This window comes from Desulfosarcina variabilis str. Montpellier, assembly GCF_048565275.1.
Lineage (GTDB): Bacteria > Desulfobacterota > Desulfobacteria > Desulfobacterales > Desulfosarcinaceae > Desulfosarcina > Desulfosarcina variabilis.
In genome coordinates, this window is the sequence record NZ_CP159846.1 from 6,837,663 (window position 1) to 6,860,569 (window position 22,907).

26 protein-coding genes and 2 tRNA genes are annotated in these 22,907 nt (G+C 50.0%); 11 read left to right on the forward strand and 17 right to left on the reverse strand.

Going from position 1 to position 22,907, the window contains the following annotated elements:
- Positions 1-174: 174 nt before the first annotated feature.
- Positions 175-268 (reverse strand) — tRNA-Ser (locus Dvar_RS30960).
- Positions 269-361: 93 nt separating this feature from the next.
- Positions 362-453 (reverse strand) — tRNA-Ser (locus tag Dvar_RS30965).
- A gap of 182 nt (positions 454-635) precedes the next feature.
- Between Dvar_RS30965 and Dvar_RS30970 the strand changes: the two genes are divergently transcribed.
- Positions 636-1,964 carry a DUF1015 domain-containing protein gene (locus tag Dvar_RS30970; RefSeq protein WP_419656990.1) on the forward strand — a complete coding sequence of 443 codons (1,329 nt, stop codon included), beginning with the start codon at positions 636-638 and terminating at the stop codon, positions 1,962-1,964.
- Here the strand turns inward: Dvar_RS30970 and Dvar_RS30975 are convergent.
- Positions 1,954-2,676, reverse strand: coding sequence for a tRNA1(Val) (adenine(37)-N6)-methyltransferase (locus tag Dvar_RS30975; protein ID WP_419656991.1), 723 nt, complete (start codon positions 2,674-2,676; stop codon positions 1,954-1,956). The two genes, Dvar_RS30970 and Dvar_RS30975, sit on opposite strands and share 11 nt — an antisense overlap.
- 14 nt (positions 2,677-2,690) lie before the next feature.
- A complete protein-coding gene (locus Dvar_RS30980) occupies positions 2,691-3,011 on the reverse strand; it encodes a DUF721 domain-containing protein (protein WP_419656992.1) in 321 nt (106 codons plus the stop codon).
- A gap of 319 nt (positions 3,012-3,330) precedes the next feature.
- Between Dvar_RS30980 and hflK the strand changes: the two genes are divergently transcribed.
- Together hflK and hflC are read left to right on the forward strand one after the other, a co-directional pair.
- The gene (gene hflK, locus Dvar_RS30985; RefSeq protein ID WP_419656993.1) at positions 3,331-4,365 is read left to right on the forward strand and encodes an FtsH protease activity modulator HflK; all 1,035 of its coding nucleotides are present in this window, start codon (positions 3,331-3,333) and stop codon (positions 4,363-4,365) included.
- Positions 4,362-5,333 carry a protease modulator HflC gene (gene hflC / locus Dvar_RS30990; protein WP_419656994.1) on the forward strand — a complete coding sequence of 324 codons (972 nt, stop codon included), beginning with the start codon at positions 4,362-4,364 and terminating at the stop codon, positions 5,331-5,333. Before hflK ends, hflC begins: the two co-directional genes overlap by 4 nt.
- Positions 5,334-5,455: 122 nt before the next feature.
- On the opposite strand, the gene Dvar_RS30995 is transcribed toward hflC, so the two are convergent.
- Positions 5,456-5,554 (reverse strand): 30S ribosomal protein bS22, encoded by a 99-nt coding sequence (locus Dvar_RS30995; protein ID WP_073474648.1) that lies wholly within the window; start codon positions 5,552-5,554, stop codon positions 5,456-5,458.
- 169 nt (positions 5,555-5,723) lie between these two features.
- Between Dvar_RS30995 and Dvar_RS31000 the strand changes: the two genes are divergently transcribed.
- The 5 genes from Dvar_RS31000 to Dvar_RS31020 all read left to right on the forward strand — a co-directional run bounded on the left by Dvar_RS31000 (position 5,724) and on the right by Dvar_RS31020 (position 10,391).
- Positions 5,724-6,275, forward strand: coding sequence for a hypothetical protein (locus tag Dvar_RS31000; protein WP_419656995.1), 552 nt, complete (start codon positions 5,724-5,726; stop codon positions 6,273-6,275).
- Positions 6,276-6,390: 115 nt separating this feature from the next.
- On the forward strand, positions 6,391-6,672 hold the full coding sequence (locus tag Dvar_RS31005) for an FmdB family zinc ribbon protein (RefSeq protein WP_419656996.1): 282 nt from the start codon (positions 6,391-6,393) through the stop codon (positions 6,670-6,672).
- Between the two features lie 288 nt (positions 6,673-6,960).
- Positions 6,961-7,248 (forward strand): co-chaperone GroES, encoded by a 288-nt coding sequence (gene groES, locus Dvar_RS31010; protein ID WP_419656997.1) that lies wholly within the window; start codon positions 6,961-6,963, stop codon positions 7,246-7,248.
- Positions 7,249-7,316: 68 nt separating this feature from the next.
- Positions 7,317-8,978, forward strand: coding sequence for a chaperonin GroEL (groL, locus tag Dvar_RS31015; protein ID WP_419656998.1), 1,662 nt, complete (start codon positions 7,317-7,319; stop codon positions 8,976-8,978).
- Positions 8,979-9,314: 336 nt separating this feature from the next.
- Positions 9,315-10,391: a LysM peptidoglycan-binding domain-containing protein gene (locus tag Dvar_RS31020; RefSeq protein ID WP_419656999.1), complete on the forward strand. Its 1,077-nt coding sequence runs from the start codon at positions 9,315-9,317 to the stop codon at positions 10,389-10,391.
- Between the two features lie 194 nt (positions 10,392-10,585).
- On the opposite strand, the gene Dvar_RS31025 is transcribed toward Dvar_RS31020, so the two are convergent.
- Positions 10,586-12,385: a GspE/PulE family protein gene (locus Dvar_RS31025; protein WP_419664184.1), complete on the reverse strand. Its 1,800-nt coding sequence runs from the start codon at positions 12,383-12,385 to the stop codon at positions 10,586-10,588.
- A 1-nt stretch (position 12,386) separates the two neighbouring features.
- Entirely contained in the window at positions 12,387-13,829 is a 1,443-nt protein-coding gene (locus Dvar_RS31030) for a hypothetical protein (RefSeq protein WP_419657000.1), read from the reverse strand.
- A 155-nt stretch (positions 13,830-13,984) separates the two neighbouring features.
- Between Dvar_RS31030 and Dvar_RS31035 the strand changes: the two genes are divergently transcribed.
- Together Dvar_RS31035 and Dvar_RS31040 are read left to right on the forward strand one after the other, a co-directional pair.
- Positions 13,985-14,320 carry a hypothetical protein gene (locus tag Dvar_RS31035; RefSeq protein ID WP_419657001.1) on the forward strand — a complete coding sequence of 112 codons (336 nt, stop codon included), beginning with the start codon at positions 13,985-13,987 and terminating at the stop codon, positions 14,318-14,320.
- Between the two features lie 29 nt (positions 14,321-14,349).
- Positions 14,350-14,748 carry a hypothetical protein gene (locus tag Dvar_RS31040; RefSeq protein WP_419657002.1) on the forward strand — a complete coding sequence of 133 codons (399 nt, stop codon included), beginning with the start codon at positions 14,350-14,352 and terminating at the stop codon, positions 14,746-14,748.
- Between the two features lie 32 nt (positions 14,749-14,780).
- Here Dvar_RS31040 and Dvar_RS31045 read toward each other — a convergent pair whose 3' ends face one another.
- From Dvar_RS31045 to Dvar_RS31070, 6 genes are read right to left on the reverse strand one after another with little or no spacing between them, the layout of a single operon-like run.
- Entirely contained in the window at positions 14,781-15,971 is a 1,191-nt protein-coding gene (locus Dvar_RS31045) for an acetylornithine transaminase (protein WP_419657003.1), read from the reverse strand.
- A gap of 10 nt (positions 15,972-15,981) precedes the next feature.
- Positions 15,982-16,521 (reverse strand): gamma carbonic anhydrase family protein, encoded by a 540-nt coding sequence (locus Dvar_RS31050; RefSeq protein WP_419657004.1) that lies wholly within the window; start codon positions 16,519-16,521, stop codon positions 15,982-15,984.
- A gap of 46 nt (positions 16,522-16,567) precedes the next feature.
- The gene (locus Dvar_RS31055; protein ID WP_419657005.1) at positions 16,568-16,990 is read right to left on the reverse strand and encodes a GNAT family N-acetyltransferase; all 423 of its coding nucleotides are present in this window, start codon (positions 16,988-16,990) and stop codon (positions 16,568-16,570) included.
- 9 nt (positions 16,991-16,999) lie between these two features.
- Positions 17,000-17,542 carry a phosphoribosylanthranilate isomerase gene (locus Dvar_RS31060; protein ID WP_419657006.1) on the reverse strand — a complete coding sequence of 181 codons (543 nt, stop codon included), beginning with the start codon at positions 17,540-17,542 and terminating at the stop codon, positions 17,000-17,002.
- A gap of 10 nt (positions 17,543-17,552) precedes the next feature.
- The gene (locus Dvar_RS31065) at positions 17,553-18,191 is read right to left on the reverse strand and encodes a cyclase family protein (protein ID WP_419657007.1); all 639 of its coding nucleotides are present in this window, start codon (positions 18,189-18,191) and stop codon (positions 17,553-17,555) included.
- Positions 18,191-18,370 carry a hypothetical protein gene (locus tag Dvar_RS31070; RefSeq protein ID WP_419657008.1) on the reverse strand — a complete coding sequence of 60 codons (180 nt, stop codon included), beginning with the start codon at positions 18,368-18,370 and terminating at the stop codon, positions 18,191-18,193. The genes Dvar_RS31065 and Dvar_RS31070 overlap by 1 nt, the downstream gene beginning before the upstream one ends.
- Before the next feature lie 215 nt (positions 18,371-18,585).
- On the opposite strand from Dvar_RS31070, the gene Dvar_RS31075 reads away from it, so the two are divergent.
- Positions 18,586-19,023: a hypothetical protein gene (locus tag Dvar_RS31075; RefSeq protein ID WP_419657009.1), complete on the forward strand. Its 438-nt coding sequence runs from the start codon at positions 18,586-18,588 to the stop codon at positions 19,021-19,023.
- On the opposite strand, the gene Dvar_RS31080 is transcribed toward Dvar_RS31075, so the two are convergent.
- The 4 genes from Dvar_RS31080 to nuoE form a co-directional block, all read right to left on the reverse strand.
- Positions 19,020-19,400, reverse strand: coding sequence for a response regulator (locus Dvar_RS31080; RefSeq protein WP_419657010.1), 381 nt, complete (start codon positions 19,398-19,400; stop codon positions 19,020-19,022). The genes Dvar_RS31075 and Dvar_RS31080 overlap by 4 nt on opposite strands.
- Before the next feature lie 37 nt (positions 19,401-19,437).
- Positions 19,438-20,097 carry a 2Fe-2S iron-sulfur cluster-binding protein gene (locus Dvar_RS31085; protein WP_419657011.1) on the reverse strand — a complete coding sequence of 220 codons (660 nt, stop codon included), beginning with the start codon at positions 20,095-20,097 and terminating at the stop codon, positions 19,438-19,440.
- A 116-nt stretch (positions 20,098-20,213) separates the two neighbouring features.
- Complete coding sequence (locus tag Dvar_RS31090; RefSeq protein WP_419657012.1) at positions 20,214-22,154, reverse strand: NADH-ubiquinone oxidoreductase-F iron-sulfur binding region domain-containing protein; 1,941 nt, start codon at positions 22,152-22,154, stop codon at positions 20,214-20,216.
- Positions 22,151-22,669 (reverse strand): NADH-quinone oxidoreductase subunit NuoE, encoded by a 519-nt coding sequence (gene nuoE, locus Dvar_RS31095; protein ID WP_419657013.1) that lies wholly within the window; start codon positions 22,667-22,669, stop codon positions 22,151-22,153. The genes Dvar_RS31090 and nuoE overlap by 4 nt, the downstream gene beginning before the upstream one ends.
- Positions 22,670-22,907: the final 238 nt, after the last annotated feature.

The window sequence follows — 22,907 nt, forward strand, 5'->3', positions numbered from 1 at the left end:
AGCCGCAAGCAAGTCAAGAATACGCAACGATTGAATTATACGATGATAACCGTTGACAATAAAGCCCGCACGAGGCAAATCGCGTTGGTCATTAAAAGGCTTATCGTGGACTGTCAAAGTGGTGATGGTAGCCGGAAGTTGATGGTTCCGTAAAAATTTCGAAAGGAAAGAAAATGGCGGAGAGAGAGGGATTCGAACCCTCGGTGCCGCTATAAACGACACACACGATTTCCAGTCGTGCTCCTTCAGCCAACTCGGACATCTCTCCGCAAATAAAAAATGTATTAGAACTGCGCTGGTGCCGAACAGCCTCGGTCAAGTGGATTGATCTGGCATCCCCCTCTCCCGTAGCAACCGGAAATGGCGGAGAGGGTGGGATTCGAACCCACGGCTCGGGAATACCGAGCACCGGTTTTCGAGACCGACGCCTTCAGCCAACTCGGCCACCTCTCCTTCCCGCTTGCAGGCATCAGCAATAAAAAGCCTCTGGTATCCTTTTTTCAGCCTCTTTGTCAAGCCTTAAGTTTGATAGTCGATGATTGATTCGAATTATCCTTGAACTGACGATGCAATCTATAGTATCGAGTGCGTTTGGCATAATGCATTCACTGATCAAAGAAAGGAAACGACAGTTCATGGCCACCGTCTTGCCTTTTCAAGGAATTTTATACAATCCGGAAATGATCTCCGACACTGGTGCTGTCACGACACCACCGTATGATGTTATCTCCCCTGATGAACAATCGGCTTTTTACGAGCGCCATCCAAACAACATCGTTCGCCTGATCCTTAATCAGGCAACCGATGCCGACAGCGCCGAAGACAACCCCCATACCCGCTCAGCGGCCTTTTTTCGGCAATGGCAAGAGGAGGGAATCCTCAAAAAGGATGATCAGCCGGCATTGTACGTAAAGGCAATCACCTACACGCATGCCGGGGAAACCATTACCCGTTACGGCGTAATTGCCCGGGTCGGTATCGAACCCTTTGAAAAGCGTATTGTTCTGCCCCATGAGAAAACGTTTTCCAAAGTACGCTCCGAAAGGCTTCAACTGCTCAAAGCCACACACTGTAATTATTGTCCAATTTTTTCCCTGTATCCGGACGAAGGCGAAATTTTTGCCACCCTTGAAGGGGCCGTACACAACGCATCTCCTATCGTTGACTTTGTTGATGAACAGAATCACCGACACCAGCTTTGGCGGGTCACCGATCCGGCGATTCATCATCAAATTACTGAAGCCCTGCAACCCAAGCGACTCTTCATTGCCGACGGACACCACCGCTATGAAACATCTTTGAATTTCAAGAAACATTTACAGGCAACCGATCCCTCGTTCGATGATCAGCATCCGGCCAATTATGTAATGATGTACCTTTGCAGCATGAGTGATCCGGGGTTAATTATTCTGCCCGCGCATCGTCTGCTTAAAGCGGTCAGTGCTGACGCGTTGCAGCAGGCCATCGATGCATCCCGCACTTACTTTGAAATTGCCGAGTATCCATTCACACCTGCTGATCGCAAGGAAGTTGAACAACGCTTTCTGGCGGATTTGAGCGACGGTGCCAGTCGCCAGGCCATTGGTGTCTATGCTCACCGTGCTCCTGTTTATTATATCCTATCCTTAAAACCCGGCGTGATGGATGACCTTTTTGGTGACGAGCTGGATATCGCCCTGCGGTCGTTGGATGTGACCGTCCTGACACGGTTGATTTTCATGAAGGTGCTTGGATTTGATCAACAACGGCTGGACAATGAAAAGTTGATTGGATATGCCAGCACCGCTGAAAAAGCCATTGACGCGATTAACACCGACAATTATGACGTGGCGTTCATTCTCAATCCAACACGAATCGAGCAGGTACAAGACATTGCTCAAAAAGGGTTGGTGATGCCCAGAAAGTCAACTTACTTTTTCCCCAAGGTAAGATCGGGGTTGGTGATGAACGGACTTAAGGATTAAACATTTTTTCAACGGTGGCGGTATAGGTTCCATCATCGTTGTACAAATAAAGGGGGCAGGAGACCTCAAGTCCCGGACGCCCCCCCTTGATCCCCGTAACGGCCACCAGCTGAGCCGGCGATCCAGCATTGGAATGAATCATGGTCAGCGATTTGGGTTCCAGACCGGTCGAGCGCATGGCGCTTATAAGATCGACGGCTCGGACACACGGGTAGATAATCACCAGGCGGCCCGCCTTGCGCAGCATCCGCCGGGCGGTGGAAAGCAGCAAATCCAAATTGATTTTCAATTCATGGCGTGCCACGGCACGCTGGGTATCGGCATTGATTCTACCACTGTTCAGTTTGCGATACGGTGGATTGGAAACCACCACATCAACCGGCGCACCGATATCGTTAAGTGACAGCTGGACCATATCTTTGGCAAGGATTTGAATCCGCTGGGCCATCTGGTTTTCTTTTACATTTTGAATGGCACAGGCCACCAGCGCATCCTGTATTTCGACCCCGACGACCTGAATCGACGGATGACGGTAGGCAAGCAAAATGGGAATCACGCCGCACCCCGTACCCAGATCCAGTACCGTGTCGCCGTGTTCCGGGCAGGCCAAGTGAGACAGAATCACCGCATCCACCGAAAAGCGGTAGCCGGACCTGGGCTGATGGAGCATGACCTGGCCATCGAGGAAACGATCGCGAGTTGAACATTCCATAAACAGACAATTTTCTAGACAGGGCCGATTTTAAATTTCATATCGATTATCTGGCCCTGTTCAAGCTCACGGTTTAGACAATCGATCAACTCGTCTTTTAGAAATTGAAGCTGATGCAACCAAACTGAACTGGAAACGTGCACCAATAAAAGGGTTCCTTTCATGGCATACGGTTTTGCATTTTCCGCAATGGGAGCACCAACGGACTGTTGCCAGACTTGTGCGATGTGGGCGATGCCGCCCGCATTTTTTGACCGGCATTGTTCTAAAATAGACGACAATACCTGACCGACCGGTGTAAAGGCGTTGTTTGGCGAACGTTTTTTTTCTATCATGGGTCGCACTTTCCTGAAAATAAGTATGCTGATAGGGATATAAAGAATCGTCTGCTGACAAGTCAACCCAAACCCGACGCGCATCGCCTTCAAATTCGAGCAATGCGAAAAGCAGATGCGACGCAATCCGTGATTTCCCTTGACTTAAGCGCTTTGCAATCTTAAGTTTAGCTACGATTTATGAATCGTCTTGAATAGTTGGCAACCAACGCGGTTGGCCATCGTGGATAAGGCACCAAAGAAAAATAATTAATGATTCAGTCATGGACAATTAGGGGTGTCTGCAATCTTTAATTAACAAGGTAACGAAGGAATTAAAATGGCTTGGGATTGGGAAAAGTTGAACCGTCAGCAACAACAGCAAGGCGGCGTTCCTCCGCAGATGGATGACATCATCAATCAGTTGAAAAAATTTAAACCGCCTGGTGGGTCACTGCTGATTATTGTTGTGATTGTTGCCCTGATTGTTGGTTATTCAGTGTTTTTTACCATTGAATCCGGATCGGTTGGTGTGGTGCAGCGCTTTGGAAAATTCGTTCGCATCGCCGAGCCTGGACCGAATTTTAAGCTGCCTTTTGGAATCGAGAAGGTCTCCAAGGTTCGCCAAGATCGTGTTTACAAAGAGGAATTTGGATTTCAATCAGAACGTGAGGCATATGGCAGCACCTATTCTCCGAACTCGGATGCGGCCAGCATCTCTCTCATGCTCACCGGTGATCTCAATGTGGCTGTTGTTCCCTGGATTGTCCAATACAAAATCAAGGATCCGTACAACTACCTTTTCAAGGTCAAAGAACCCACAGGGCTCTTACGCGATCTGTCCGAATCCAGTATGCGTCTGGTGGTAGGGGATCGCAGCATCAACGAGGTCATCACCAAGCGCGATGAAATCGCCATAGAGGCCCACCGGGTTTTGCAGGAAGAACTGGACCAGGCAGAAACAGGCATTAACGTTGTCACGGTGGAAATGAAAAAGACCAACGTACCGACACCGGTACAGCCTTCATTCAACGAGGTCAACCAAGCCACCCAGGAAAAGGAAAAAATGATTTACCAGGCCAGGGAGGACTATAACAAAGCCATTCCGGCGGCCCGCGGTGAAGCCGAACGAACAATCAAGGCTGCCGAAGGGTACGCGCTGGACCGGATCAACCGGGCCAAGGGTGATGCCGCGCGGTTCAAGGATTTGTACAGTGAATACGTCAAAGCGCAAGATGTCACCAAGCGCCGGCTTTACCTTGAATCATTAAAAGAGCTGCTGCCTAAAATTGACCGTAAATTTATCGTGGATGCCGACCAGCAGAATGTACTGCCTCTTTTGAACCTTGGAAACAATCGTGGTGAATCAAAATGAAATCAAAAGCAATATTGATCGTCATCGGGGTATTGGTACTGGTCTTGATCGTTTGCGCATATACCGTTGATGAGACCGAACAAGTCGTGGTGACCCGTTTCGACAAGGTTCAGCGAACAGAAACAGATCCGGGACTCAAGTTCAAACTGCCTATCATCGAAAAAGCCCTGGTGTTTCCCAGAAACCTTCAAGAGTGGGATGGCGATCCAGGCCAGATTCCCACCCGGGACAAAACCTATATCTGGGTGAACACCTTCGCCCGCTGGAAAATTGTTGACCCGGTTGTCTTCTTCAAAACCGTTGGATATGTCCAACGGGCCCAGCAGCGGCTGGATGAAATTATCGACCCGACCGTGCGAAATTTCATCACGTCCAATCGTCTGATCGAGGCGGTTCGCAACAGCAACCGGGAACTGGACACGTTTGAAGATTTTGGCGAGGATCAATCAACACAGCCTCAAGAAGAAAAAAAGCCCGTGCGTTTCTCCCAAGTCTTTGTTGGTCGCGATAAGATCGATAATGGAATTCTCAATCAGGCAAAGCCCAAATTGGAAAAATTTGGGATTGAATTGGTAGACGTCAAAATCAAGCGGGTCAACTACGTCGAGGAAGTTCGCAAATCCGTCTATGATCGGATGATTGCCGAACGAAAGCAAATTGCGCAAAAATTCAGATCTGAAGGAAAAGGCGAAGCCCAGAAAATATTGGGTGAAAAAGAACGCGAATTAAAACGCATTGAGTCGGGAGCCTACCGCAGAGCCCAGGAGGTCAAAGGAAAGGCAGATGCCGAGTCCACGCGCCTTTATGCGGAAGCGTTTGGAAAAGATCCAGAGTTTTACTCCTTCGTCAAAACACTTGAGGTATACAACGAAGCGCTGTCCAATAACAGCTCGATTATTCTGTCCACCGAATCGGAAATATTCAAGTATTTAAAGGGATATGAGGGATATGAGTCAAAAAGGCCATAGCCCGGAGACAATCATTTAAGACTGGTAAAATAGGTTTAAATTTTAAGAGGAATCAAAAGCACCGACGTGAATCATGTCGGTGCTTTTTTATCGGTGTTCATCACAGAAGTACGAAGGTATCATTATTTACCCTTTCTTCTCTGATGCCTCGTGCGGGCCAGTAGCTTCCGATGCTTATGCTTGCGCATCTTTTTTCTACGTTTTTTAATTACGCTACCCAACAGATCACCCCCATTCTTTTTAAGAGATTTGAATAACTTTTTTCTATTATACCATCCCTGTGGTATTGTCTATCTTTTTTTACCATAAGGATCTAAGAAGAAATAAATTGACCATGATTCATTGGATTAAGGCATTGATCCTTGAAAAGGTGTATGCTACAGAAATTTCATGAAAAATACGGTTGTTCAACGAACATTTAACAATACTGAATTGATTGTCGTTAACAATATGGTTGCCATGGCCGAAGAACTGGTCAGCAATTATTTCAAGATGTCGGCAAGCCAGTGGTTGCGACCTCGGTTTGATGTCAAAACATTAGCCGATCTATCTGAAGGTGAGATCGTTAATGGCCCATTTGCCCAAATCATTCGCTATGAAGGCAAACTAAAGGGCGGTATTTTGGGCTCAAGTACTTACGATTTTTACAAGATCTGCATTCAGGATCATGCGATCCTCAGCACGCTCGATGAAGAGCCCGAACTCACCCTCTCCCCATTTACCCTGTATATCGTCACACATGAACTGGTTCATATCGTTCGTTTCAGCCGCTTTCTTCAAAATTTCAAAGCCAGTCATGCGGAAAAGCTAGCTGAAGAACAACGTGTGCACACCATTACCCATGCCATCCTTGAGCCTGTCAACACCCCAGGTCTCGATACCGTGCTTGATTTTTATGCGATCTGGCGGTCCCCCATTGATGGAATCAAGTCCATTTCCTAATTTTCCCCTTTCATTTTCTTGACAAGGCCAAAACATGCCATATATTAGACCTGTCATTTCGACAAATCACCCTATTATATTTAATGGTTGCACCAAGTTAGAGGAGATATTGAACATGCCGCTCTATGAATATCAGTGTACAGAATGCGGGAAAATTGAAGAGGCAATTCAGAAGTTTTCTGATGCGCCGCTTACGACTTGCAAACATTGTTCTGGAAAGCTGAACAAGCTGATTTCACAGAGTAGCTTCCATCTCAAAGGAACCGGCTGGTATGTAACGGACTATTCAAAAAAAACATCCCCACCATCAAAAAATGATACAGCGAGTACAACCGCCAGCAGTGAGAAAACCAGTTCCAACGGTAGTGACTCTCAAGCGGCTAAAAACGACGCATAGGCCAGGAATAAAGCGCTGCTCTCTAAGAAATATAGGGGACAATCCGCTTAAGCAATGGATATGAACAACAGATGAACATCAATGCACCCGCAAACAAAGTTCATTATCCTCACTTTACAAATCATAACATGTGATTATTTTGGTTGATCTTTTGTTCCTGAAAAATTTATCAACACGCATGTGAGTTTGCTGAAAACGGGCCTTAATAGACATTCCCGTTAATTTAAATGATAGGTTTTAGTTATTATATTCAACACAGATTTTAAACGAAAAAGGAGAGATGGAGACATGAAACTCAGACCATTGCAGGATCGAATTTTGGTACAGCGCGTCGAAGAAGAAACCAAAACCAAGGGCGGAATTATCATCCCGGATACAGCCAAAGAAAAACCGGCCGAGGGAAAAGTCGTAGCGGTTGGCAGCGGAAAAGTCAGTGAGGACGGCAACCGTGTTCCGCTGGAAATCAAGGTCGACGATCGTATTTTGTTCGGAAAGTACTCGGGAACGGAAGTTAAAATCGAAGGTGAAGAGTACTTGATCATGCGCGAAGACGATGTTCTCGGCGTTATTGAATAACGACCACCGAGTAACGACCACCCCAAACATGATGTTAACGAATTTCAGATAGACGGAGGTAATGTAAAATGGCTGGTAAAGTAATTAAGTATGATATGAAAGCCCGCGAAGCGATGCTCAATGGCGTTAAGGCGCTTGCCGATGCAGTGGTTGTTACCTTAGGACCTAAAGGAAGAAATGTGGTCATCGACAAGTCCTGGGGCTCTCCGACGGTGACCAAAGATGGTGTAACCGTTGCCAAGGAAATTGAGCTGGAAGACAAGTTCGAAAACATGGGCGCTCAGATGGTCAAAGAAGTTGCCAGTAAAACCAGTGATATGGCTGGTGATGGCACCACGACGGCGACTGTCCTGGCACGTGCCATTTATGAAGAAGGCCAGAAAATGGTTGCCGCCGGTAACAATCCCATGTCCATCAAGCGTGGTATTGATAAGGCCGTCGAGACTGCCGTTAAAGAACTGCACAAAATGAGCAAACCCACCAAAGATCAACGCGAGATCGCCCAGGTCGGTACCATTTCCGCCAACAACGACGAGACCATAGGCAACATTATCGCCGAAGCCATGAATAAGGTCGGTAAAGAAGGCGTAATCACCGTTGAAGAAGCCAAAGGCATGGAAACCACTCTGGACGTGGTTGAGGGTATGCAGTTCGATCGCGGTTACCTTTCTCCCTACTTCGTGACCGATCCCGAAAAAATGGTCGCCTCTTTGGAGGATCCATACATCCTTATCAATGAGAAAAAAGTCAGTAACATGAAAGATCTGCTGCCGGTTCTCGAGCAAGTGGCCAAGATGGGCAAGCCCCTGGTCATTATTGCAGAAGACGTCGACGGTGAAGCGCTGGCCACCTTGGTCGTCAATAAACTGCGCGGCACCCTGCAGGTGGCGGCTGTCAAGGCGCCGGGTTTTGGTGATCGCAGAAAAGCAATGCTCGAAGATATCGCCATTCTTACCGGCGGCCAGGTTGTATCCGAAGATCTGGGTATCAAATTGGAGAACCTTACCATCACCGACCTTGGCCAGGCCAAACGGATAACGATTGACAAAGACAACACCACAATCGTCGATGGCGCGGGTGCCCGTTCCGCTCTGGAAGGTCGGGTGAAACAGATTCGGGCTCAGATCGAAGAGACCACCTCTGACTACGATCGTGAAAAACTCCAGGAACGTCTGGCCAAACTGATCGGTGGCGTTGCTGTGATCAACGTTGGTGCAGCGACTGAAACCGAAATGAAAGAGAAAAAGGCCCGTGTTGAAGACGCACTCAACGCAACCCGCGCTGCCGTTGAAGAAGGCATCGTTCCTGGCGGTGGCGTTGCCCTGGTACGCACCCTTCCCGCATTGGATAAAATCAAAATCAAAGCCGATCAGAAACTGGGTGTCAAGGTTGTGATGCGCGCCATCGAAGAGCCCCTGCGCCGGATCGCCTCCAACGCCGGTTACGAAGGCAGCGTCGTTATCGACAAAGTCAAAAATGCCGAAGACGCCATGGGCTACAACGCAGCCACCAATGAATATGAAGACCTGATTGAAGCCGGTGTGATCGACCCCACAAAGGTGGTTCGCTTTGCCCTTCAGAATGCCGGCAGTGTTGCCTCGTTGATGCTCACCACGGAAGCCATGATTGCAGAAAAACCGGATGACAAGGCCGCTGACCCGATGGCTGGCGCTGGTGCCGGTGGCATGGGTGGCATGGGTGGTATGGGTGGCATGGGTGGCATGATGTAATCCACCATCACTCTATTTGGTTCGCCACGCTAAATCCAAGTACGAATAAAAAAAGCCCTTGCATGAAAACTTCATGCAAGGGCTTTTTGCGTTATTTCGACGGACACGGGCAAGCTCTTGACAACACAGGCAAATCCAGGTTACCGTATCAATAATGACAAAATTGTTGAAACCTTCAGATAAATCCAAGCAGAACAGAATTGCATCTCGGGCCACGTCAACGCGTCTTGCTTAAAAGCTGCAAGTATTGGTTTTAGGATATTGAGAAGCGGCCGATAATACTTTAGATAAGCATGGTTATTCAGCCTAAATGACCCTTAATCAATGAGGTATCAAATGAATTGCCGAACGAAATCGAGTATTTTTTGTTCCGTTTTTCTGCTCCTTGCCTTTTTACTCTCATCTGTTTCCCATGCAGCCGACACTGTTGAAACGGTTGAAAGCGAAACGGGTTTTTATTACACCATCCAAAAAGGAGATACCCTTTGGGGCCTCTCTCAACAATTTAGTGACTCTCCATGGTTGTGGCCCGAATTGTGGGAAGAAAATGATCAGATCAGCAACCCGCACTGGATTTTTCCTGGCGAGCGGATTCGGTTGTATAAAAAGAAAGGCGCACAAACCATCACAAAAGCAGCGCCCAGTTCAAGCCAGCCGGTTGTCATCCCCCCTGCCCCGGTCAAACCAGTGTCAAAAAAGGCCAAAAAAAAGAGGAACAAACCGTTCTTTTTCTATCCTTCCATTGACCGCATCGGTTTTATCCGTAAGCCGCCGGTATCACCAAGCGGAACGATCTTTGAAGTGCAAGGCCGAAAGGATATGATCAGCGAAGGTGATATCGTCTATATTCGCCCGTCAGAAGACGCGCCTGTCAATCTTCTCATCCCTGGAAGCCGCCATACGATTTTCAGGTACCTGCAGCCAACGGATGAAAAAGACTCAACCGAGACGATTGGAACCCAGCATTATATATTGGGTATCGTGGAATTGACCCAGAAAGAGCCGGATATGATACTGGCCAAAGTCGTCAAATCGTTTCGCCCCATCATGGTAAACGATATGCTGATGCCCTACACCCAACAATCACCAAAAATTGAATTGAAGCCCAGCACGCCTGGCATCGATGGTCGAATCATCATCTCCGAAGAGCATACCGTGCTTACCGGTGACTACATGTTGGCCTTCATTGACAAGGGCAAAGCGGACAATATTGAAGCCGGCCAACAGTACAGCATCTACACCCAGCAAAAAACAGTTCTTGAGAACAGCCAAATCAAGGACAAATTATTGCCCCCCAACGATTTTGGCACCTTGCTGGTATTGCACACGGAACAAACAACATCCACCGTGGTCATTACCCAGACATCGCATAATATCGATCCCGGAGAGCGGTTCAGAACGCCAGTCAATTAGCCTTAAGTCGCCACACTATAGTGTTTAAGATAATGTCTTTGGCAAGGCCAGAGGGAGGAAGCTGTATAATCAATACCGCGATGACCGATAACGCAGTCCAAAAACATTATCTTGAATTCTATAACAACAGGCTCCAACCACGCCTGCCTCAAAAAGGCAGGCGTTTTTTATTGGCATTGGGTGACCATTTGCGATTAATTCAGATTGTCGCCGGATGTGACCCGCAACACCTCTTGATAGGTTGTAACGCCTTGCAGTAATTTCTCAATGGCGCATTCACGCAAGGATATCATACCTTGGGCACGGGACGTGTCGGTCAGGGCGGCCAGATCTGCATCCGCCACCGTCAGGACTTTAATGGCTTCGCTGTATACGAGGACCTCATGGATGGTGGTCCGTCCCAGGTATCCGGTCCCTCGACACTGTTGGCAGCCCTTGCCGTGAAAAAGTGACAACTTTCCTGTTTTCCCGGTGTCTACACCAAGCTCACGGAGCCTTTGCGCATCGATCTCAATCGGTGCTTTGCACGCGGTACAAATTTTACGAACCAACCGTTGGGATAAAATGCCCCTTAAGGTCGCCTGAATGAGGAACGCCGGAACGCCCAGATCCATCAGGCGTATGATGGATGCCGGGGCATCGTTGGTGTGTAGGGTAGAAAACACCAGATGGCCGGTTAATGCCGCCTGGATGGCATTTTCAGCCGTTTCCAGATCCCTTAACTCGCCAATCATGATAATATCCGGATCCTGCCGGAGGATATTGCGCATAATGGATCCAAAGGTAATCCCCAGCTGGGGTTTAACGGCAATCTGGTTGAAATCCTCATGCACCATTTCAATGGGATCTTCAATTGTGGTCACATTGACTTTCGTGGTGCTGATTTTCCTGAGGGTCGAGTATAAGGTTGTGGATTTACCGCTTCCGGTAGGCCCACAAACCAGCACCAAGCCATGGGGATGGGAAATAATCTGATCATATTTAGCCATATCCCTTGATGAAAAGCCTAAATTTTCGAGATCCTGGAACAGAATATCCGGATCCATCACCCGCATGACCACCTTTTCACCGAATGCAACCGGCACGGTCGACACACGGATTTCCACTTCCACATCTTTTTTTCCGGTCTTGATGCGGCCATCCTGCGGACGACGCTTTTCCGCCATATCAAGCCCGGACAAATTCTTAATCCGACTGACGATTGCCGAATGCACGTTTTTGGGCAACCGGTAGACAGTATGCAGTACACCGTCTATGCGCATTCTAACCAGACTCACCTCACGCTTGGGTTCGATGTGAATATCGCTGGCGCGTTGATCGAAAGCATAGATAAACAGGTGGTTGACGGCATTGACCACATGCTGGTCATTGGAAGGCACTTCATCGGCGGACTGAAGGTGAAGAAAACGTTCAAGGTTGCCCAGATCCACGGCCGGTCCGGCAAACTGATGCTCAGCCGCAGCGATGGATCGCTTGAAACCAAAAAACTCTTCAATCAGCTTGATGATATCCGACCTGGTACTGACCACCGCATTGACCTTCATCTGGCACGCGCGGGTAATATCCTCCAGGACTTCAAGATTGGATGGATTCGGGGTGGCAACGATGAGTTCTCCCTGACGGATTTCAATGGGCAAAACCAGATGATTTTTGGCAAAGGAGATGGGGATGGTCGTCGTAACCAGATTCAGGTCGAGCTTTAATGGATCAATCTTAACAAAAGGGACCCCCCAGCTTTCCGCCAACGTTTTATAAATCGTATCCTCGTCCAGCGCTTTCAGCGGGTCATCCTTACGCTTCAGGTTTAAGGCGACAATGGTATCGATAAGGGTAAAGGAATCATCGACGTCCGTTGATCCAGTGCCTGGTTTTTTAAGATGTCGTTCATGTTGTTCGACCAACTCAACGCGCCTGGCATAAAGGTCCCGCACCTGCTGGAATGATAACAGCTGTTTTTTTTCCAATGTGGAAAGCAATCGTTTTATGGATAACATGTCATTCACGGTAAGGCATCCTCCATTGGATTGATTGTCCATGGGATAGATGGATGCATCGCATGGCAGCCTCAATTCCTCGCATTGTTCGCGCCAAAGCCATCTGATTTTCTTTGGCGCCAAACAATTTTGCTATTTTAAGACCATGCCCGCTGATTTTCTGCATCAACACGGCATCGTCGAGCGATCCGATTCTTCCCATGCCGCGGGCAATAATTTTCAATTGTTGTAAAAGAACCGGCAGGTAATCAGCCGCTTTCGGATAGCGGTAGATACCAACATCTGGATCACCATACTCATTTAATGCAGAAATCAAAATCAGGTGAGCGGTCTTGCCTGCTATCAAGGATAAAAAGATAAAAATCTCTCTTTCAAGAAAAAGCAAATGGCGAATCGAGAAGTCTGTTTTGGCCTGAAGTGGATTTTTTAGAAGAGCAATCAGTTTTTCATGAATTGTACGTACTTTGGCAGCAAACCGGGTTTCCAGCTTATCAATTCGGAATTGGGCGTAGTTGACAATATCCGGATCCAATCCGTTGCGAACACGTAGCACCTCCTCGGGAGTTATCTCAATATCAACATCAAGCTCTTTGTTGTAAGTCCGTAAAAGTGCATTGACGAGCATCATAATATTGCGATCCGATATAACAACAGTGTTGGGAAATCGACAAAAATCATCCAATAGGAAGCGCAGTGCGGATTTGGGACGTTGGATGCAGCGGATCAGATGTTGCATGGCATTGAGGAAAGCAATCCGATCCTTTCTTCCATTTATATTTTTTAGGACGCACCATGACAATTCAAATGCAAGCGTACCATGAAAGGCCAATTCTTCGAGCGACATTTTGAATACCGAGCGAATACAATTTTTATGCTCACCAAGACCGTTGCCGGCCAGGCGCATTATTCTTTCAGTTTCCTTAACCGGCAGTTGAAATGCATGGGAAACAGCGTTAAGGTTCTCCTGGGTGGGCGCGTTGATCAATTTTTCGATCGCCCCCAACCGCTTTTCCGTTATAAAAGTCTCTTTGCAAGCGGATACGATCATCGACAATTCACGATTCATCGTGCCAAGAAGCGTTACGCGACGATCCACATTCATCCTTAGCCCATCTCGCAAAATCGTCACCGCATCCAGCGCCTCAGGAGAAACCTTGCAAATACCAAGTCGCAGCAGGCCTGCTAACAGGCGAATCATTTCCTGATAAGCATCATTTTTTTCCAGGTGATTCAAAATAAGACTGAACGTGCGCAATTGAGCCAAAAAGGCGTTTGCATCCATGCCATCGTAGTCAGCGAGAACAGCGATTTCCGCATCATCGTGAAGGTTGGGATCCGTGATGAGGTCACGGCGAATCAATGCCAGTGCCTGTGATTTCAAACGATTCAGCCTGGCACCACTGGCAGGATCAATATCTGCAGACAGGTATTGATGGTCATTCACAATCGACCTCTATTTGGTCATCCTTTCCAAGTGCAATCTTCCCTACAACCTTACATTGGTAGGGTCACCCCATCACTTTACAGCTAACTTACAAATATTGTGCGCTCTCCGGTTGGGAATTACTTTTAATCAAAAAAACGAAACGGAGGAGAACAATGGATAATCGAGTCAATTTGCTACTAACGCGTATCAGTGAATTATATGGCCATAAAGTCAAAAAAGGCAGTCGACACTATCTGGAGGTCAGTATCGGTGATCAAGCAAAACAAATGGGATACGAAGATCTTTCCGAAAAGTTTCGGCATGCCCATGCTGTGATTCCGCTAAATGCGCCTCAACCCGGCATGAAAGTACGCATTGACGGCAGAACTTTTTTGGATTACGCACAGTATTCACCCGGTATTGCTGTCCCCGGTTATTTGGCCAGACAAACGTCGTTGACCTTCATCCCATACAACGCACTGGACAGTATGATTTGCAATTTCAATTAGTATGTTAGCTGTAAAATGATGCACCGGGCATGATAACAACGGCTGTTACCGGCGTTGCTGGTTTACAGCCGTATTTATCGCCCCGTATATCGCCAACAACATGGTTGGGAGTTTATTTGTTAGGCATGTTTTTGGTGAGGCTGATCTTTTTCAATAGATATTTGGATATTTTTAACTGCTTTAACGGTGCGCTGGACCATTTACTGATGCGGACCCAGTTTTTACGTCGTTCGATTCGAGAGCGTCTTTCATGGACTTTGCGTCGATCCAGCCGATTAAATGAAAACCGTTTGAATGAAAAAGTCTGTCGCCTGTCCTTACCGCTCCGCCTTTCAATAAAAGATCGTTTGTACACTGGCATGGGAACACCTTTCTGGAACAACTCCCATTGGCTGATTAGTCCCATCGCTTCACGGCGGTTGGGATAACACTTTTAACATTATCATTTTACACCATATATTCAAGTTATTATTCTTGACTCAGCAACGACTTCATTCAGAATTTCTAGCATGGTATCGATCTCCTCGACTGAAACCGTCAGGGCCGGCATAAAACGCAGCGTCTGAGGGCGTGGCGCGTTGAGAAGCAATCCGGCATCTCTTGCTCGATCGACGATTTCACCGGCCCTTTCCCGCTTCAAATCCAGGGCCACCAATAGTCCCCGCCCACGGACACCGCCTAGTTGATAGCGCTCGGACAAGGCCACCAATCCAGCCCGGAGATAATCCCCTTTTTCATTCACGTCTTCCAGAAAACCGGGTGCCAGAACCGTATCCATGATGGCCCCCCCCACCGCGGTCATCAGTGGATTACCGTTGAACGTTCCGCCCTGGTCGCCTGGCGCAAAACACGTAACCGCTCGTGTCGCCACCAGGGCGGCCAGCGGCACACCACCGCCTAGCATTTTGCCAAGGGTCATGATGTCCGGTTCGATACCGGCGTGCTGATGTCCCCACAGTGTTCCGGTACGTCCCATACCGGTCTGGATCTCATCCACGATCAGCAACACCCCCTCGCGACGGGTCAGTTCACGAAGCTCCCTGAGAAACGCGTCACTGGCGGCAATCACACCGGCTTCCCCCTGAACCGGCTCGATCATCACGGCGACGGTTCGATCGGAAATCAAGTCTGTCACCGAATCCAGGTCGTTGATTGTCGCCTTGAAAAATCCCGGCACCTTGGGCTCAAAAAGGTCTTTGAATTGCGGTTTTCCCGATGCCGACATGGTCGCCAACGTACGTCCATGAAATGAATTATCAAAGGTAATGATCTCATGGGCACCGGCCTTGTTCAAAGCGCCCCACTTGCGCGCCAGTTTGATGGCACCTTCATTGGCCTCTGCCCCACTGTTGGCGAAAAACACCTTCGCAAAACAGCTGTTCTCCACAATACGCGCCGCCAATTCAATCGCCGGTTGATTATAAAATGCCGGGCTGGGCGTGATCAGCCGGCGCGCCTGCCTGGCCAGGGTATCGGCAATCACCGCCGGACAGTGCCCCAGGCAGTTAACCGCCCATCCCTGCACAAAATCAAGATAGCGTTTGTCGGTATTGTCCCATAGCCAGGATCCTTGTCCCCGGATAAACACCAGCTCGGGCCGGGAGGTGATATTCATCAATGCATCAACTGGAAACGCATCGTAATTCTTCATCTGATAGTCCTTATTTATCTTTTTGATCCGGCAACGGTTGCATGCCAATATTCAGATATTTTTCTGCCAGATCAATGTAAAGCTGCTTCCCCCATGTCCAGAACTCCTGATTTTTTTCACTCAGGCCTCGGACAACCCGGGCAGGATTGCCTGCAGCGATAACCCGCGGTGGAATTGATTGCCTCATTTTTACCACGCTGCCTTCGGCAACGATCGCCCACTCCCCGATTTCAGAAAAAATGCTCAGAATCGCCCCCATGCCGATAACGGCAAAATCACCGATCTGTTTGCCATGCACCACCGCACCATGACCGATGGTCACCTGTTGACCGATACGATTCACGTCGTCCGGTGGGGCATGAAGAATCGCACCTTCCTCTACCGCGGTACCGCTGCCGATTTCAATACGACCGTAATCCCCTCTTAAAATGGCGCCGTGGCCGATATAGCAGTTATCACCGATGACCACATCTCCGATCACCCGCGCAATATCGCTGACATAGGCTTTTTCCCCGACCAGCGGCCGCTTTCCGTCAAATTGATAGAGCATATTCGTGTCCTGACCTTATCTGTAATTCCTGAATCATGAAAAATGACTATTCCGTAAACCCTCTGGCCTTCATCCGATCCGCATTGGTAAAGCGGGCCATACCGGTTTTCATCTTCCTGAGTCCATGTTTTTCATAAAACCCCTCTTTCCCGGGTGAAGCGTACAAAATGATGTTACACGACGGCAGCCGGGTCAAAATGGTATCGATAATGGTATTGCCCAATCCTTTGCGCTGAAATTCCGGCGCAACCACCACATCGTAAATCGCCGCCTGGTATGCGTCGTCGGAAATCGCCCGTCCAAAGCCGATCAGCTGCTTTGCATGATAGACAAAAACGGTGACGGCACTGTTTTCAAAGGCTTTGCGGTGCAATTGGGGATCAAAGTGAGTCATTCCCACGCGCGCCAGCATATCAGCGATCATCTGCCAGTCGACCCCCTGGCAATCATATTTGAATTCGACATCCATGGTGCCTCCTTAGTCCAGGCAGTTTCTAACGGCATCAATAAACGCCTTCATCAACCCAAAATCTTTTACGCCCTGTGTTTCCACCCCGCTGGACACATCCACCCCAAAGGGCCTGATCGCTTTGATGACAGCGCAGACATTTTGCGGGTTCAGGCCGCCGGCAAGGATAATCTTGTCTGCCATCGTCTTGACCCATTCGGGAAACGGTTTGAATGTTCCACTGCCAATACTGGCATCATAAATGAAGTAATCATATTGGATTGCCGCAGGAGGCATTTCCTTCAAGGCCAGGATCAGGTGGGGAACCTGACGGGCTTCATGAATCTGAGTGTAATCAAAGGCGTAGGCGACATCCTTGACATCCTCGTATGTTTTGCCCACAACGACTGTTTTTACGCGTCCCTTGGCATGCATCGCCAGTTCCAGTGCCTTGGCATGGGGACAGTAGCGCTTGCTTTTGGCATAGGTCACAATGCCGATGGCATCATAGCCATAGGAAATGGCCTTGTCGATCTGCTGCCGGGTGGTCAACCCGCAAACTTTTGTAAACATGAAAAAATCCTTAAGAGAGTACGGCCACGGCACGCACCGGCGAGCCGTCCGCATCAACAATGTTGAGCGGCAGGCATGAAAAAATAAATCCCTTTTCCGGCAAAGCCGAAAGGTGGGTCAGATTTTCGACAATAATCATCCCTGCGCCCAGCAGTATATGGTGAATCGGTAAAGCAGGCGCGTCCAGCGGATCGGCGGAAAGCGCATCCAGCCCCACACCGATTATGCCCGTTTGTGCCAACCAGCGTGCCGCCGCTTGCGATAATGTCGGATAACCGGAAAAGTAATCCTCACACCCCCAGTGGCGGCTCCAATCGGTACGCAACAGTAGAAACCGCCCGTCTTTGCGTTTGCTGTCAAGGGCAGTCAAATCATCCATGGTAATGACCAGCTTGCCTGGTGCACTGACATTGAGCAGCAACGCTTCCGCGTAAAACATTTCCAGCGGTAGTTGATCCAGTGTTTGCGCCCCTTTGATCAGGTGGGCCGGCGCGTCAACATGGGTACCTGTATGCACACACAGGCTGATGCGTTTTTCCCGGTACCCATCGTTTTCGATGCTGGCGGTTTCCTCAAAGCGCGGGGCCGCGGTTCCCGGGTAAAGGGGCATGTTAGGTTCAAGCGCATGACTTAAATCGATAATATGCATCACCCGGTCTCTCGCATCGACGCCCAACGGTAATCCAAAAGGTCGGCTATGGTCAGCACCGGCATGCCATGGGTATCGGCAAAAGTGATAATCAGGTCTTGACCATTTTGGAGGGCTGTCAAGCCCCGCTCTACGCGCTGCATCGAGGTTCCATAGCACGTCAACAACGGTTGATCCATTGCCAGATCTCCTTGATTTGACATTTGGGCGTTGGCATTTTTCCACTTTCGGCAATGATGCTTGTTCAGCAGCGGCCGGTTTTTGATTTTACCTGCGACGGCCCTGTGTTGGATACGATTGGGTATTGCCAGCGGCCATGCGACCAGTTATGATATAAAAAGGTTGGTAAACATTTTTGCTGACCAACCCCTTTTAACGAACGGAGCCTGCCATCATGGCCCAATGGAACATGCCTGTTGAACCCGATGAGCTCTTATATGCCCTGAAAGTGGGCAATGCTGCAGCGCTGAATCAAATGCCCCTGAAACACACGCCGGGTGAGGGTCTGGAAATTGTGGATGAAGAAACCGGGCAGGTACAGACGGTACATTTTGCCGACAATGCCGTCAATCGCTTTGGTGTGGCCATTGCCCAGGAGTTTGACAACATGGGCTCCAAGTTTTTTTCCCTGATGACCCGCATTGGGGCTCTGATGCGGCTTCTTGAAGATGATCGGGCCAGGCCTTATGTGGAATTGGAGGGGGAATTCACCAAAATTCGCAATCCCATGATCGAAGCCATGGCGGTCTTTCCCATCTCCCCGGAAGGTTTTTTGGACGTGGATCAGTTCTTCAATCAATTGGAAACGATACAAAACAACGTCCCCAATTAATCCCCGGCGTTACCTTTCAATAATTCGTCAACCACATCCAACAGCAATTGAATATCAAAGGGCTTGAACAGGACGCGGTCCGCCCCCAACTGCCTGGCAATTTCAAGGTAGTCCTGGGGGTCTATGCGCCCCCCTCCGGAAATGGCGATAATTTTTACCTGCGGATAATCACGCCTGATTTCGTCAATGGTCTCCAGGCCCTCTTTTTCGGGCATGAAGATATCCGTCACCACCAGATCCGCCACTTGGACTTTTAATCGGTCCAAGCCTTCTGCACCATTGGGCGCTTCATCCACATCGTGTTCGGCATCTTCAAGCGCCAACCGCACGGAAAGGCGAACAGTATCATCATCATCGATTACAAGAATTCTGGCCATGGGTGGTTCCTGAAGAGTTCATCGATTCAATATGCCATCACTGGGAATCGGCGATGTTTTCTTTTTCTACCAACGCACCGGTAGGGCAAGCCGTGATACAGGCACGGCATGATGCGCAGTGAGTGGCGGCATCCGGGTTCACATCAAAATAACCTACCACAGTCTCGAACCCGCGGCCAGCAAAACTTAGCCATGAATCTTCATTTGCCTGGCCGCACTGTTTGACACAGATCCCGCACAGTACGCATCGATTGGGGTAATAGTCAAAAAGTGGATGGCGGGAGTCCACCTCCGGTTCTTTGAGGACCTGCTCAAAGGGCTTGCAGCTCAGCCCCACCTTTAGAAACTTGGCAATCTGTTGAAGGCTGCAGGCCTTGTTGGCCGGACAGTGTTTGCAGTCCACCCGGTGCACAGAAAGCAGCAGCTTAAAGGCCGTCCGTTGCAGGTCCCGCACCGCTTCGGTGTCGGTGCGGACCGTCATCCCGTCTTCCACGGTTACCGTACAGGACGTCACCGGCTCCTTGAAACCGTCGATTTCCACAAAGCATAATCTACATGAAGCCGAAGCGGTATCCGGGGTATCCGCCTCCAACCAGCACAGATGAGGGATGGTGATACCAGCCGCCAGACAGGCCGACAGCACACTGCTACCAATCGGCGCCTGAATCGTCCGGTCGTCCACAGTCAGGGTAACCATTTTATCTATAACATCCTTTCCTTCCGACCCGCTCAGCGGCGGCCGGTGGCGACAGTTCTTTATTTCAACATTCGAATTCCACCGGGACTGGTGCAGATCCCGATGACAATTGTCGATCAGCCTTTCTTTTCCGGCGGACGCTCGATGATCGGAACCAAATGGGCCGGTGAAATCTTGACCACAGCATCATATTCTGGCGGGCAGGCCACCATGCACTCGCCACATTTGACGCACAGTTCCTGGTCAATGCCCTTCTTGCGGTTGCTGGTGGTGAAGACGGCCTCCACCGGGCAGCAGCCCACGCAGGCATCGCAGCCCCGGGCGCATTTGTCCAGATCAATATAAAAAGCCGTCAGGGCCCGGCAACTGCGGCCCGGACAACGGCCTTCCTTGATATGGGCCTCGTATTCATCCCTGAAATAGGCCAGCGACGTAAGGACCGGGTTGGGTGCGGTTTTACCCAGACCGCAAAGCGATCCCTTTTTGACAGCCCGGCTTAACGTTTCCAGCTGCTCGATATCCCCTTCACGGCCCTCACCCTTTGTCAGCCGGCGCAGGATGTCCAAAAGGTGCCGGGTGCCGATACGGCAGAACGTGCATTTGCCGCAGGACTCCTTCTGAGTAAAATCGAGAAAATAACGCGACACATCCACCATGCAGGCGTCTTCGTCCATGACCACCATGCCGCCGGAACCCATCATGGCGCCGGCCCGGGTCAGGGCGTCGAAATCCACCGGTGTATCCAGAAATTCATCTGATAGACAACCACCGGAGGGACCGCCGATCTGTACCGCCTTGAACGCTTTCTTGTTGGGAATGCCACCGCAGATATCGAAAATCAGCTCCCGCAGGGTCACCCCCATGGGGATTTCCACCAGTCCCGGATGGGTGACGTTGCCCACCACGGAAAAAACCGCTGTACCCGGGCTGTCAGCCGTACCGATGCTGCGAAACCAGTCGGCGCCCTTTTCCACAATGGTCGGCACGGTGGCCAGGGTCTTGACATTGTTGATCACCGTGGGACGGCCATCCAGTCCCCGCTCCACCGGATAGGGCGGACGATGCCGGGGCATGCCTCTGAAGCCTTCCACGCTGCGGATCAATGCGGTTTCTTCGCCGCACACAAAGGCACCGGAGCCCTGAAACAAATTGATGTCAAAGGAAAAACCGCTGCCCAGAATATTGTCTCCCAGCAGTCCCGACTCGCGGGCCTGCTCCACGGCCAAGGTGAGAATACGCACCGCCAGGGGGTATTCGGCGCGCACGTAAAACAGCCCCTGCTTGGCGCCCACGGCCAACGCAGCCAGCAGCATGCCCTCAATCACCTGATGGGGGTTGCTCTCCAGAAGGGTGCGGTCCATATACGCCCCTGGATCACCCTCGTCGGCGTTACAAATGATCAGCTTGTCCGCGCCTGCCGCATCCCGGGCCGCCCGCCATTTAATGGCCGTAGGAAAGCCCGCGCCACCGCGCCCTCGCAGGCCGGAAGCCTCGATCACATCCAGAATCGCTTCCGGCGCATCGCCAAGGGCCGCAACCAGGGCCCCATACCCCCCGTCGGCGATATATTCATGGATCTTTTCCGGATCGATACGTCCGCAACGATCCATAATCACCCGTTTTTCACGATTGAAACGGGCAAATTCAGTCACCGAGGGAATCATCTCGTTTTCCACGGTGGCGCCCATGATATGCTCGAAGCGGGGATCGCCCTCTTCCAGAAAAAGCTTGACCAGCATCTTGGCTTTGCCCGGGGTCACCTCCGGATAAAGAATCGGCGGAAATCCCGAATCCGGATGATCGATGATCACCACCGGCTCGGCATAGCAATGGCCAAAACAGCCAACCGTATGCACAAGCGCCTCAACCCCCCGATCGGCCAGGGCCTCTTCGAAGGCCGCCTGGGTTTCCAGGGCGCCCGAGGCAATCCCACAGGTGGCCATGCCAATATGGATTTTGGGCAGGGGGCTTTGATCAAACTGCGCTTTCTGAGCCACCGCGTCATCCACAAGCGCCTGGTACGCTGTCTGAACCTGGGTGTTCACATCGCCGCTCATGATTTGGCGGCCTCCCTGGCCGCTTTTTCTTTTTCCAGTTTAACGCGCAGCACCAACCCTTCCACTTTGCTGGGCTGCATGTGGCCGTGCAGGGTGTCACCCATCAGTGCCACCGGTGCCAGGGCGCAGCAGCCCACACAGGCTACCCGTTCGATACTGAACTCACGGTCGATGGTGGTCTCGCCTTCCTTGATTTCAAGTTTGCGTTCAAAATTTTCAAGAATGATCTCGCCCCCACGCACATGGCAGGCTGTTCCCATACAAACCTTGACCGGGTTTCTGCCCGGCGGGTTGAAACGGAACTGGTTGTAAAAAGAGGCCACACCATAAACCTCGGAGCGGGTGATCGACAAATAATCGGCGACCAGGGAAAGGGCCTCGTCTGGCAGGTAACCCATTATTTTCTGGGCCATCTGAAGCAACGGGATGAGTTGTCCACGGCTTTTGGGAAACCCATCGATCTGTTTTTGAAGGCTTTCCAGGTTCGCCTGATCTTCAGCTGTGAGTGAATGCATAATGGTCACGTCTCAACGGTTTGGTTGCGGGGAAAACCGATCTTTACCATTTATGAGAAAGTTTTTTAAGAAGCTTTTGCCAATTTTCAGCCACGGCCCGAAAACGAAAAGGCGTGCTTTTTACGTTGCGGCTTGGTTAGGCCTGGCCCGGAAAAGCATTTTACAAGCGCATCAACTATTGGTGACGCCGCCAATCGATCGATCATCACCGCGTTAGGGTCGCAACAAGCGAACAAAA